General features: G+C 70.5%; 11 protein-coding genes. 9 read left to right on the top strand and 2 right to left on the bottom strand.

The genetic code is table 11. The features are described from left to right. Window positions 1–89: 89 nt before the first annotated feature. Window positions 90–821: a bifunctional DNA primase/polymerase gene (locus QMK30_RS17830; protein ID WP_283519178.1), complete on the bottom strand. Its 732-nt coding sequence runs from the start codon at window positions 819–821 to the stop codon at window positions 90–92. A gap of 421 nt (window positions 822–1,242) precedes the next feature. Between QMK30_RS17830 and QMK30_RS17825 the strand changes: the two genes are divergently transcribed. Continuing rightward, the gene (locus tag QMK30_RS17825) at window positions 1,243–2,763 is read left to right on the top strand and encodes a PP2C family protein-serine/threonine phosphatase (RefSeq protein ID WP_283519176.1); all 1,521 of its coding nucleotides are present in this window, start codon (window positions 1,243–1,245) and stop codon (window positions 2,761–2,763) included. Between the two features lie 100 nt (window positions 2,764–2,863). Further along, window positions 2,864–4,324: an aminopeptidase P family protein gene (locus QMK30_RS17820; RefSeq protein WP_283519173.1), complete on the top strand. Its 1,461-nt coding sequence runs from the start codon at window positions 2,864–2,866 to the stop codon at window positions 4,322–4,324. A 61-nt stretch (window positions 4,325–4,385) separates the two neighbouring features. On the opposite strand, the gene QMK30_RS17815 is transcribed toward QMK30_RS17820, so the two are convergent. Next, the gene (locus QMK30_RS17815; RefSeq protein ID WP_283519172.1) at window positions 4,386–4,844 is read right to left on the bottom strand and encodes an ATP-binding protein; all 459 of its coding nucleotides are present in this window, start codon (window positions 4,842–4,844) and stop codon (window positions 4,386–4,388) included. A gap of 180 nt (window positions 4,845–5,024) precedes the next feature. Here QMK30_RS17815 and QMK30_RS17810 point away from each other — a divergent pair, with 180 nt between their 5' ends. From QMK30_RS17810 to pheA, 7 genes are all read left to right on the top strand, one after another. After that, on the top strand, window positions 5,025–5,822 hold the full coding sequence (locus QMK30_RS17810; protein ID WP_283519171.1) for a hypothetical protein: 798 nt from the start codon (window positions 5,025–5,027) through the stop codon (window positions 5,820–5,822). Window positions 5,823–5,917: 95 nt separating this feature from the next. Further along, complete coding sequence (locus tag QMK30_RS17805) at window positions 5,918–6,670, top strand: YcnI family copper-binding membrane protein (protein WP_283519170.1); 753 nt, start codon at window positions 5,918–5,920, stop codon at window positions 6,668–6,670. 30 nt (window positions 6,671–6,700) lie between these two features. After that, window positions 6,701–7,357, top strand: a complete 657-nt coding sequence (locus tag QMK30_RS17800) for an SCO family protein (RefSeq protein WP_283519168.1) — start codon at window positions 6,701–6,703, stop codon at window positions 7,355–7,357. Next, the gene (locus QMK30_RS17795) at window positions 7,354–7,809 is read left to right on the top strand and encodes a copper chaperone PCu(A)C (protein WP_283519166.1); all 456 of its coding nucleotides are present in this window, start codon (window positions 7,354–7,356) and stop codon (window positions 7,807–7,809) included. The genes QMK30_RS17800 and QMK30_RS17795 overlap by 4 nt, the downstream gene beginning before the upstream one ends. 11 nt (window positions 7,810–7,820) lie before the next feature. Beyond that, window positions 7,821–9,725 carry a copper resistance CopC/CopD family protein gene (locus QMK30_RS17790; RefSeq protein ID WP_283519165.1) on the top strand — a complete coding sequence of 635 codons (1,905 nt, stop codon included), beginning with the start codon at window positions 7,821–7,823 and terminating at the stop codon, window positions 9,723–9,725. Window positions 9,726–9,772: 47 nt separating this feature from the next. Then, a complete protein-coding gene (gene efeB / locus QMK30_RS17785) occupies window positions 9,773–11,038 on the top strand; it encodes an iron uptake transporter deferrochelatase/peroxidase subunit (protein ID WP_283519375.1) in 1,266 nt (421 codons plus the stop codon). Window positions 11,039–11,157: 119 nt separating this feature from the next. Continuing rightward, window positions 11,158–12,093, top strand: a complete 936-nt coding sequence (gene pheA / locus QMK30_RS17780; protein WP_283519164.1) for a prephenate dehydratase — start codon at window positions 11,158–11,160, stop codon at window positions 12,091–12,093. The last annotated feature ends 616 nt before the right edge of the window (window positions 12,094–12,709 follow it).

Raw genomic sequence — 12,709 nt, 5'->3', positions numbered from 1 at the left:
GGCCCTGACGGCGCGTAGGGGCGAGCCGAGCCCGATGGTCCGACCGACGGACCGCCGACGCGCATGGCCGGCGGCGCGCCGATGGGCCGTCAGTACGTGAGCCTGCTGCCGCCGTCCGGCGCGCCGTTGCTCGCCACCACCAGCGCGTCCACGACCGCCTCGACGTCCGGCAGCCAGGGCGCGACGGAAGCGGCGACGGGCTCTCCCCTGCCCGACCGAAGCCGAGGGCTCTGGGCCGGCGCCCGCTCCCAGCGCACCTGCCCCGTGCCCGTCTCCGAGGGCGGCAGCACCAGATAGCCGCCCTCGCCGTGGAACCGCAGCGAACTGGGCACCCAGTCCTTGGCGTACAGCAGTTCGCCGAGCCGCTCCAGGGAGTACGGCGCCACCAGGAGCGACCAGCGGGTGGGGGTCGCCACGACCGGGCCCAGCCGCATGCCCATCGCGTCCAGGGCCGTCAGCGCGCGGGCGCCGGCGATCGCGGCGAGGCTGAGCGCGCACGGGGCGGTGCCGCCGGTGGCCAGCATGATCGGGGCCGTCGGCCGGTTGGTCCACCACCAGCGGATCATGCGCTCGTCGGTGGAGGCCGCCAGAATGCCGGGGTCGAAGGGGTGTGCGCCGGGTACGACGCACTCGGGGTCGGGGCAGGCACAGCCCTGGTCCTGGCCGCTGCGGCTGTCGCGACCTGTGGTCGCCTTCAGCCCCACGCCGGGAAGTACGGGCCACTGCCACTCGGTGGCGCAGGTCAGGGCCGCGCCGAGCAGGGCGGGCTCCTCGCTTTGCCGGAACCAGAGCCTGCGTCGCCTTCCGGGGATCTCGCGCATGAGCGCTCGTCCTTTCCGTTGAACGCCGAGGTCCACATCACATCGTGTGTGCGTCACTTCACTGCGCGTACTCTTCGGTTACGAATTGGCGCATCGTTGCAGTAACAGCCTGCGGCACGGGTCACTCGTCGGAGCCGAGCGTGAACGTAGCGGAGGGTGGCGCACGCATGGCGCTTACTGGTCCGGTGGAACGTTCCCCGCTACTCGGGGACGGGGCGCGACCCACGGCGGTTAAGACGCCTGAGCCCGCCGCCAGGTTCCGGGACAGAGGCAACTGCCCCCGGCCATCAACGAGTAGTTACCCAACACGGTTGACATGACGCGCTCCTGAACGCCCTCAGTCGACCGCAAATTATTACTGAGGGTGGCATTTTTAAGCCAAGTTGCCGATCCCACAGACACCAAGAGTCCCGAGACCGCAATGCTGGACATCCCCTTACCTGTACGTGTACATGTGGATGCATTGATAGCGGCGCAGAATGACATGGGGGTTTGCGATGCTATTGAGCAAAAAGCACCAAATGGAAAGCTCGCGGTCATGAGCGCCCCGCACGTCCCGAAAGTGGCTGGAATCGATCCAGTGGTTCCGGCTCCCGCGCACACTGTCGCGCCCCAGTCGTCCACCGCTGCCCCCTCAGCCCCTCCCGCGGGCGCCGTGACAGTGATCCAGGACAGGCTCGCGACCTGGGTGTCCGACCTGACCACCCTGCACGAACTCACCGAACGCCTGGTCCGCACCGGCACGCTCGACGAGGCCCTGCACGAACTGCTGAGCGCCGGCGCCGCCCTGGTGGGCGCCCGCCGCGGCCTGATCGTGCTCGAACCCGCCGACGGCCTCGGCCCCGTGTCCACCGTCGGCCTGGGCCTGGCCCACGCCGACCTCGGCCACATCGAGACCGTGCCGCGCAGTTCCACTTCGTACGGCCGGATCCTCGACGGCCTGGAGACGCTCACGGAGAACGGCCGCCCGAGCGAGATCGCGCACCCCGACCTGCTCGGCGAGAAGAGCCTCGACCCGCGCCACCGCGAGGTCGCGGCCCGCCTCGGCTACGCCGCCAGCTACGCGCTGCCGCTGGCCACCGAGGAGTCGGGCCGCGTCGGCGCGGCCGTCTGGCTCTACGACGAGCCGGCCGAGCCCGGTGAGCGTGCCCGCCATCTCGCCGGTCTCTACGCGCGGTACGCCGCCGAGCACTTGGCCCGGCTGCTGGAGCTGGAGCGCTCCCGCACCCGCGTCGCGACCATCACCGAGGGCCTGCTGCCCGGCAGACTGCCGCGGGTCCCCGGGGTGCGGCTCGCCGTCCGGCACCACACCGGGCCGCGCGGCGGCAGCGACTGGTACGACGCGCTGCCGCTGCCCGAGGGCGCGCTCGGACTCGCCGTCGGCTCGGTCTCAGGGTCGGGCCCGAGCGCGCTGGCCGCGATGGGCAGGCTGCGGGCCTCCCTGCGGGCGTACGCCGTCATGGAGGGCGAGGACCCCGTCGCCGTACTGTCCGATCTGGAGTTGCTGCTGCGCCTGACCGAACCGGCCAGGTCGGCGACCGCCCTCTTCGCGTACTGCGAACCGGCCCTCCACAAGATCGTGCTGGCCGGGGCCGGGCACAGCCCGCCGCTGCTCGTCGGCGAGCGGCGCACCGAGTACGTGGAGACGTCGCTCTCCGCGCCGCTGGGGATGCTGGCCTGCTGGGAGGCGCCGAGCGTGGAGTTCACGCCGGACCCCGGAGAGACCGTGCTGCTCTACACGGACGGGCTGCTGCGGCGCACCGGTGACCCCATGGACCGGGCCTTCGCCCGGCTGCACGCGGCAGCGGCGAGCGTGCCCAAGACGGTGCGGGACGACCCGGGAGCGATCGCGGACCACGTCCTTGCCACGATGCTTCCGGAGGGCCACGACACCAGCGATCCGGCGGAGGACATCGTGCTGCTCGCGGCGCGCTTCGACTGATTTCTCACAGTTGTCCACAGGTCTTCGGGCCGTCTTCTCATCGCACATACGATGGAAGGCGGCCCAGTGGCGTCCCAAGGTGTCGTATCAAGGAGAAGTCGTGTCTGAGGAGCTCAATCCGGAGACCCCGGAAACTGAAGAAGAGCCGATCAAGCAGCGGAAGAACGGCCTGTACCCGGGCGTTTCCGACGAGCTCGCAGAGAGCATGAAGTCCGGCTGGGCCGACACCGAACTGCACGGCCTGGAGCCCCTCGCGCAGGCCGGGCACACCGCCCGCCGCCGCGAGGCACTCTCCGCCCGCTTCCCGGGCCAGCGTCTGGTGATCCCCTCGGGCAATCTGAAGACCCGCTCCAACGACACCGAGTACGCGTTCCGCGCCTCCACCGAATACGCGTACCTGACCGGCGACCAGACGCAGGACGGCGTCCTCGTGCTGGAGCCGGCGGACGACGGTCACCTCGCGACGGTCTACCTGCTGCCGCGCTCCGACCGGGAGAACGGCGAGTTCTGGCTGGACGGCCAGGGCGAGCTGTGGGTCGGCCGCCGCCACTCCCTCACCGAGGCCGAGCAGCTGCTCGGGATCCCGGCGAAGGACGTCCGTGAGCTGCCCGCCGCCCTGACCCGGGCCACTGGCCCGGTGCGCAACGTGCGCGGTCACGACGCCGGCATCGAGGCCGCGCTGACCGACAAGGCCACAGCCGAGGGCGACGACGAGCTGCGCACGTACCTCTCCGAGGCCCGCGCGGTGAAGGACGAGTTCGAGATCGGCGAGCTCCAGAAGGCCGTCGACGCGACCGTGCACGGCTTCGAGGACGTCGTGAAGGTCCTCGACAAGGCCGAGGCGACCAGCGAGCGGTACATCGAGGGCACCTTCTTCCTGCGCGCCCGAGTCGAGGGCAACGACATCGGCTACGGCTCGATCTGCGCCGCGGGCCCGCACGCCACCACCCTGCACTGGGTGCGCAACGACGGCGATGTGCGCTCCGGCGACCTGCTGCTGCTCGACGCCGGCGTGGAGACCCACACCCTCTACACCGCCGACGTGACGCGCACGCTGCCGATCAACGGCCGCTTCACCGACCTTCAGCGCAAGATCTACGACGCGGTGTACGAGTCCCAGGAAGCCGGCATCGCAGCCGTGCGGCCCGGCGCCAAGTACCGCGACTTCCACGACGCGTCGCAGCACGTCCTGGCCGAGAAGCTCGTCGAGTGGGGCCTCGTGGACGGCCCGGTCGAGCGTGTCCTGGAGCTCGGCCTGCAGCGCCGCTGGACCTTGCACGGCACCGGTCACATGCTCGGCATGGACGTCCACGACTGCGCCGCCGCCCGCCGTGAGGCGTACGCCGACGGGACGCTGGAGCCCGGCATGTGCCTGACCGTCGAGCCCGGTCTGTACTTCCAGGCCGACGACCTGACCGTGCCCGAGGAGTACCGCGGCATCGGTGTGCGGATCGAGGACGACATCGTCGTCACCGAGGACGGCAACCGGAATCTGTCGGCCGGCCTGCCGCGCCGCTCCGAGGACGTCGAGGCATGGATGGCCGCGACCAAGCAAGCCTGACGCAGAACCGGCCCACGGCCGACCGCGTACGCCACGAGGGCGTGCTGCTCCGGCTCCTTCTTCAGGAGGCCATGAGCAGTGCGCCCTCGCGCCATTTCAGGATCTTGTCGAAACTGACCACGGCGCCACGGCCCGGCCTGTTCCGGTAGTGGACATGGTCGGTGAGCTGCTCGATCAGGCCGAGCCCCCTGCCGTCCTCCGCCGTTTCGTGGACGGATCTCAGGGCGGCACGACGCCCTCGTGACACGGGAAAGCCCGGCCCGGAGTCGGCGACCTCGATACGGCACTTCTCGCCGTCCAGGTAGGCGGTCACGCGATATTCCGCGGGGGACGACACCCCGGCCCGTACCTCCCCGCCGTGCTCGACCGCGTTCGCGCAGGCCTCGCTCAGCGCGACCGACAGGTCGAAGGAGACGTCCGGATCCACCCCCGCGGTCTCCATGGTGCCGAGCAGTAGGCGGCGTGCCAGCGGAACGCTCGCCGCTTCACGTCGCAAGCGGAGAGACCACCAGATGCTCATGCTCCAGCCTCCAGGCTGCGGCTCGACATACACATACCTATTGCCGCAAGCACCGTCGAATAAGCACAGAGTTGACGTGATTGCGCTCATTCGGCCGAAGCGCTCGCCGTTCACGCCGGTGTATGGGATCGCAGACCTGCCGTACGAACGGACTGGGCGCAGTGCAATGATGGCGCGGCCATGTCTACGTCCGTCGCACGCGCCGGAGCCGGTCTGCGGCTATTGCGGGCCGCGGTGTTCACCGCGGTCTGCGTCGCGCTGTCCGCGACAGGACACGTCGTGGCCTCCTGCGCGACCGTCCCCTGGTGGACGATGGCGATCGGTTGCGCCGCCGTCTTCGGCGCGATCGCACCGTTCGCGGGGCGCGCACGTTCGATGCCCGTCATCGTCACCGCGCTGACCTGCGGACAGCTGGCCCTGCACGTCCTGTTCGGGATCGGCCAGCACCACCCGGCCACGCGGTCCGGGGCCACCGACACCTCGCTGGCGGCCCTGGCCGCGAAGCTGGTGTGCGGCGCCGGAGCCCTGCCGCTCAGCACCGTCGAGACCCGGCACATCGTCACCGCGGCGGGCCTCAGCCCCGCCGCGGTGGACGACGCCCAGCACCACGCGGCACACACGGTGCAGCACTCGGGGGCCGAATCGGCCGCCGGGCTGCTTCCCACCCTCCCCATGCTGCTCGGCCACCTCCTGGCCGCGGTCGCGACCGGCTGGCTGATGCGGCGTGGCGAAGTGGCGCTCGCCCGGCTGGTCCGGCTCTCGGCGCACGGAGTCGCGGAGGGCGCGCTCGTGCGGTCCCTGCGCGCCGCGCTCGCGCTCGTACGGTCAATGCGCGCCGGTCTTCCGCGGGCGCACGCGCAGAGCCCGCGCGCGCTGGGCACACCACTGCGCACGCCCCTGCGGCCGGCCGCGGACGCACTCCAGCACACGGTGATCAGGCGCGGACCGCCCCGCGAGGCGCTCACTCTCGCAGCCTGACGCGGCCCGCTCCCCAGGGAGTGGTGTCGCGATGCCGTCGCGCATCCGCGCGCCGGAGCAGCATTCACCCCTGTCTCCCCGGAGTGTTCCCAGCCATGAACATCACGCGTATCTCCGCCGCCGGCGCCGTCGCCGCCTCCACCGTCGTGCTTCTCGCCGGACCGGCCTTCGCGCACGTCGGCGTGCAGCCCGTCGGGCCCGCCGAGAAGGGCGGCTACGCCACCGTCAACGTCAAGGTGCCCAACGAGCGGGACAACGCATCGACCACCAAGCTCGAGGTCGCCTTCCCCACCGACCACCCGCTGTCCTCCGTGATGCCGCAGCCCGTACCCGGCTGGACGGTCAAGGTCGAGAAGACCAAGCTCGACAAGCCGCTCAAGGTGCACGGCAAGGAGATCACCGAGGCCGTCTCCAAGGTCACCTGGACCGGCGGGAAGATCGGCCCCGGCCAGTTCCAGCAGTTCCCGCTGTCGCTGGGCCAGCTGCCCGAGGACGCCGACCAGCTGGTCCTCAAGGCCATCCAGACGTACGACAACAAGGAAGTCGTCCGCTGGATCGAGGAGCCCAAGGAGGGCGAGGAGGAGCCGAAGTCCCCGGCCCCCGTCCTCAAGCTGACCGAGCCCTCCGGTGAGGACCACCACGGCGCCGGTGCCAAGGGCGCCGACGACCAGAAGGACGGCAAGGCGGAGGCCGCGTCGCACGACGAGAAGGCGGACAAGAGCGACAAGACCGAGAACGCGGCCGACAGCAGCGACACGACGGCCCGCACCCTCGGCGTCATCGGCATCATCGTGGGTGTGGCGGGTGTGGCCTTCGGTGTTCTCGCCGGTCGCCGCCGCGCCTCCTGACCCCCCTCCGAAGCATCGGGATTTCTTTTCATGCGCAAGAAGAACGCGCTGGCCGTGGCGCTCGTCGCCACGGCCGCGCTCACCCTGTCCGCGTGCGGCTCCGACAAGGCAGACAGCTCCAAGCCCGTCACCGATGTCTCCGCCGACATGAACACCAAGGCCGCGACGGTTCTCGACAAGCCGTTCACGAAGCCGAACCTCGTCCTCACCGACACCCACGGCAAGAAGTACGACCTGCGTGAGCAGACCAAGGGCAAGTCGACGCTCATCTACTTCGGCTACACCAAATGCCCGGACGTCTGCCCGCTGACGATGAGCAACATCGCCATCGCGTACAAGAAGCTGCCCCAGGCCGACCGGGACAAGCTCCGGGTCGTCTTCGTCACCACCGACCCCGAACGGGACACCCCCGAGGCGCTCGGCAAGTGGCTCAAGGGTGCGGGCGACCCCGCCTTCACCGGGCTCAGCGGCGACTTCCCGACCATCCAGGCCGGGGCCCGCCAGCTCGGCATCGGCATCGACCCGCCCAAGAAGGACAAGGACGGCACGGTCGTTTCCATGCACGGCGCGCAGGTCGTCGCGTTCTCGCCGAAGACCGACGGCGGCTATGTGCTGTACGGCGAGGACACCACGGCCGACGACTACACGAAGGATCTTCCCAAGCTGCTCAAGGGGGAGAACCCGTGAACCGCCGCACCACCCTCGCCACCGCCGTGGTCCTGGCCGCGGGGCTGACCCTCGCGGGCTGCTCCGGCGGCGGTGACGACAAGCCGGAACTGAAGGTCAGCGGGGCGTTCATGCCCGAGCCCGTCATGGACGACATGGCCGCGGGCTTCCTCACCATCAAGAACGGCAGCTCCACCGCGGACAGGCTCACCTCTCTCACCAGCGACATCGCGGGCGAGGTGCAGATCCACGAGGCCAAGGACCAGAAGATGAAGGGGGTGAAATCCTTCGACATCCCCGCGAACGGCGAACTGAATCTGGAGCGCGGCGGGAACCACATCATGTTCCTCCAGCTCAAGAAGAAGCCCGCGCGGGGCGAGAAGGTCGCCGTGGAGCTGCACTTCGAGAAGGCCGCCACCATGACGGTCGATTTCCCCGTGGAGGAGACCACCCACAACCCGAAGAAGCAGTGAGGGACTGACACATGCCGGCCACCGCCCCGCGCTTCGCAGCCTCTGTCATACGGCTGCTGCTCGTCACGACGGCGCTCCTCGCCACCCTGCTCGCAGGAGCCGCCCCCGCCTCGGCGCACGCCGCGCTCACCGGGAGCGATCCGAAGGACGGGGCGGTGGTCGACACCGCGCCCAAGGAAGTCAGCCTCACTTTCTCCGAACAGATCGCCCTGGGCGACGACTCCATCCGCGTGCTGGAACCGAGCGGCAAACGCGCCGACACCGGTGATGTGCGCGACCTGACCGCCGGAGGAGTCGTCAGATACGGCGTCGACCTGCACGCCGGGCTGCCGGACGGCACGTACACCGTCGCCTGGCAGGCCGTCTCCGCCGACAGCCACCCCATCTCCGGCGCCTTCACCTTCTCCATCGGCGCCCCCTCCAAGACCACCGTCGAGGTGCCCGAACAGGCGGCGGGCGGCGGTCTGGTGGGCGCGCTCTACGACATCGCGCGCTACACGGCGTACGCCGGCTTCATTCTGCTCGCCGGTGGCGCCGCCTTCGTGCTGGCCTGCTGGCAGCGCGGTGCGGGCGAGCGGCCGCTGCAACGCCTCGTCGTGACGGGGTGGATCACGCTCACCGTCTCCACCCTGGTGATGTTGCTGCTGCGCACCCCGTACACCGGCTCGGGCAAGCTCGCCGACGCCTTCGACCTCAGCGGCCTCAAGGCCGTCCTGGAGACCAAGACCGGGGCGTCACTCGTCTCGCGGCTGCTGCTGCTCGGCGCGGCGGCGCTGTTCGTCGCCGTCCTCTTCGGGGCGTACGCGAAGCGCGAGGACCTCAAGGAGAAGAAGGACCTCACCTTCGGGCTCGCCCTCGGCGGCGGGGTCATGGCCGCCGGGATCGCGGCGACCTGGGCACTGGCCGAGCACGCGTCGACCGGGCTCCAGCCGGGCATCGCGATGCCCGTCGACGTGCTGCATCTGCTGGCCGTGGCGACCTGGCTCGGCGGCCTCGCCGCGCTGCTCGTCGCCCTGTACCGGACGCCGGGCCTTGAGCGCGCGGCCGTCCGCAACTTCTCCCGGGTCGCCTTCGTGAGTGTCGTCGTGCTCGCCGCGACCGGCATCTACCAGTCCTGGCGGCAGGTCGGCTCCTGGTCGGCGCTGACCGGTACGTCGTACGGGCAGTTGCTGCTCGTCAAGGTCGGCCTGGTCGTGGTCCTGGTCGGCGTCGCCTGGATCTCACGGCGCTGGACGGCGCGGCTGGCCGAGGACGCGGTGGCGGACGCGAAGGCCGAGGACGGGACCGAGGCGGCCGAGGAGGAGGAAGCCGAGGCTGAGGAGCGGGTGACCGTCCCCGAGGATCCCGCGCGCTCCGCCCAGCTCTCCCGGCAGAAGGCCGCGGTGGCCACCGCCCGCGTCAAGCGGGTGCGCGACGCCGATCCCGTACGGACGGGGCTGCGGCGGTCCGTCCTGGCGGAGGCCGGGGTCGCCGTGGTGCTGCTGGCCGTGACGACCGTACTGACGAGCACCGAGCCCGGACGTACGCAGGAGAAGGAGGTCGGCAGGGCCGAGACCTCCCCCTCCGCCCCCGCGGAGCCGATCGAGGTCCGTATCCCCTTCGACACCGGCGGCGAGGACGGCAGGGGCACGGCGCGCGTCCAGCTCGACCCGGCCAGGTCGGGCGCCAACAGCCTGCACGTATGGCTGGAGCGGCCCAACGGGCGGCCCCTGGACGCCCCCGAGGTGACGGTCGCGTTCACCGAGAAGAAGAAGGCGATCGGACCGCTGCCCGCCGCCCCCGACCGTGTCGCCACCGGACACTGGAGTGCGGCCGGCGTACAGATCCCGATGCCCGGCACGTGGGAGCTCGAAGTGATGGTCCGTACCTCGGACATCGATCAGGTGACCGTGACGAAGAACGTGAAGATCGGCTGACAGGCGTGGGAAGAAGTGACGTGGGAAACAGCGGCGCGGGAAGCGACATCCCGGAAGGCTCCGTCGTGGAAAGCACAGGCGCGGGAAGCAACGGCCTTTCCCGGCGGCGGCTGCTCGCCGCCACCGGCGCGGCGGGCGCCGCCGGGCTCGCCCTGGGCGGGACCGGCGGCTACGCCGTCGCCTCCGGCTCCGGGGCGGACACCGGCACGGCGCTGACGGCGGTCGGCTCCACGGCCGTGGCCTTCCACGGCGCCCACCAGGCCGGAATCATCACACCCCTGCAGGCCCGCGGCCATCTCGTCGCCTTCGACCTGGCGCCGGGCGCCGGGCGCAAGGAGGCCGCCGCGCTGCTGCGGCGCTGGTCGGCGGCGGCGCGCGAACTGATGGCGGGCGCCCCTTCCGGGGACGGTGACACGGGCGTCGCGCTGGACGCGGGACCGTCCTCGTTGACCGTCACCTTCGGCTTCGGCCACAGCTTCTTCGGCCGTACGGGCCTGAGCGGCCGACGGCCGGCCGCCCTCGACCCGCTGCCCGACTTCTCGTCCGACCACCTGGACGCCCGGCGCAGCAACGGTGATCTGTGGGTACAGATCGGCGCCGACGACTCGCTGGTCGCCTTCCACGCGCTGCGCGCGATCCAGCGGGAGGCGGGCGACGCGGCCAGGGTGCGCTGGCAGATGAACGGCTTCAACCGTTCGCCCGGCGCGACCGCACGGCCGATGACCGCCCGCAATCTGATGGGCCAGATCGACGGCACGGGCAACCCCAAGCCGTCCGAGGACGACTTCGACCGGCGGATCTTCGTGCCGGCCGGCGGCGATCCGCAGTGGATGGCGGGCGGCTCGTACGCCGTCGTACGCCGTATCCGCATGCTCCTCGACGACTGGGAGAAGCTGGCGCGCGCCGAGCAGGAGAAGGTCATCGGGCGCAAGAAGGCCGACGGAGCGCCGCTCACCGGCGGCGACGAGGACTCGGAACTGGCGCTGGACAAGACCGGCGCGGACGGCAGGCTCGTCATCCCCTCCGACGCGCACGCCCGGATCTCCGCCCCCGAACAGAACGGCGGCGCGGCGATGCTGCGCAGGCCGTTCTCGTACCACGACGGGATCTCCGGCAACGGTGAGCCGGACGCCGGGCTGCTCTTCGTCTGCTGGCAGGCGGACCCGCTGCGCGGCTTCGTCCCGGTGCAGCGCAAGCTCGACCGCGGGGACGCGCTGTCGCCGTTCGTCCGGCACGAGGCGAGCGGACTGTTCGCGGTGCCGGGCGGTGCGCCGGAGGGGGAGTACGTGGGCCAGCGGCTGCTGGAGGGCTGAGGCCCCCCGGTGGGGCCAGTGAGCCCCGAGGGGCGGGTGAGGGCTGCGGGGCGGGTGAGGGCTGCGGGGCGGGTGAGGATTCCGTACAGCGTTCCCGTACGGCCCATTAAGGTGACCGTATGTCGGCAACGCGCTACGCCTATCTCGGCCCCGAGGGCACCTTCACCGAGGTCGCCCTCCGCACCCTCCCGGAAGCCGCCACCCGGGAGCTCGTCCCGATGGTGTCCGTGTCGGCCGCGCTGGACGCGGTGCGCAGCGGGGCCGCCGCGGCGGCGCTCGTACCGATCGAGAACTCCGTCGAGGGCGGCATCACCGCGACCCTCGACGAGCTGACGTCCGGCGAACCGCTGATGATCTACCGCGAGGTGCTGCTCTCCATCACCTTCGCGCTGCTGGTGCGACCCGGCACGAAGATCACCGACATCAAGACGGTCACCGCGCATCCGGCGGCCCAGCCGCAGGTCCGCAACTGGATGGCGGCGAATCTGCCCGAGGTGACGTGGGAGTCGGCCGCGTCCAACGCGGACGGCGCGCGGCTGGTGCAGGAGGGGCGCTACGACGCGGCCTTCGCGGGTGAGTTCGCGGCGGCGACCTACGGCCTGGTGCCGCTGGTCACCGAGATCCACGACGCGGTGAACGCACAGACGCGCTTCGTCCTGGTCGGGCGGCCCGCGCGGCCCGCGGCTCCGACGGGGGCCGACAAGACCTCGGTGGTGATCTGGCTGGGCGACGACCACCCGGGCGCACTGCTCGAACTGCTTCAGGAGTTCGCGGTGCGCGGGGTCAACCTGATGCTCATCCAGTCGCGGCCGACAGGTGCGGGGATCGGCAACTACTGCTTCGCCGTCGACGCCGAGGGCCACATCTCGGACAGGCGGGTGGGCGAGGCCCTGATGGGGCTCAAGCGGATCAGCCCGAAGGTGCGGTTCCTCGGGTCCTACCCGCGGGCCGGTGTTCTGCCGGAGGACGTGCCCGCGCTGCGGGCGGGTACCTCGGACACGGAGTTCGTGGCGGCGTCGGACTGGCTGGCGCGCTGCCAGGACGGCCGGGCCTGACGACGCGGGGCACCGCCTTCCGGTGCCCCGGCTGTGGATACCCGGGCTGCTGATCCGGTCACAGAAAGTTATCCACAGGGTTGGGTCTCGACCTGGGGACAAGTCGACAACGCAACTCAACATCATCGACAAATCTGCCTAGAGCGGGCCCTTCCTTCCACAGGAAGGTAGGCCGTGCTCTGTCACCTCAATTCCAGTGATCAACTCTCTGGAGCGAGGCATTCCCACCCGAATGAGTGTGTGGGGCGGGTTTCCGCGGGGAATCCTTCGTCCCTCATGGGGCTTTCGGGACGATCACTTCCGGCATCCACAGATCTTCCACACAGCCTGTGGATAACTTTTCGGACCCACACATCCCTGTGGACAACCCGGTGGCCAACTCCCGCCCCCCACAAGGGAGAAGCGTCAAGCCGCCGAAGCCGATTGCCCTGTTTCGGGGAAAAGTGCCTGTTTTATTGACGCGTGGCCGACGCGCACTCCCGCGGCGACTCCCCGCGACCCCGGCGCTCCCCGCATTGCCCATCCACTTGCCATCCACTTACCCATCCGAATTCTCAATCTCGGGCAATTTGGACATAACGCCATGCAATGCAATATCGAGTCGATCGTGGGAAGC

This window comes from Streptomyces sp. H27-C3 (assembly GCF_030063415.1).
Lineage (GTDB): Bacteria > Actinomycetota > Actinomycetes > Streptomycetales > Streptomycetaceae > Streptomyces.
The sequence above is the reverse complement of the archived record's forward strand: the minus strand, read 5'-3'. Positions and strand labels throughout refer to the sequence as shown.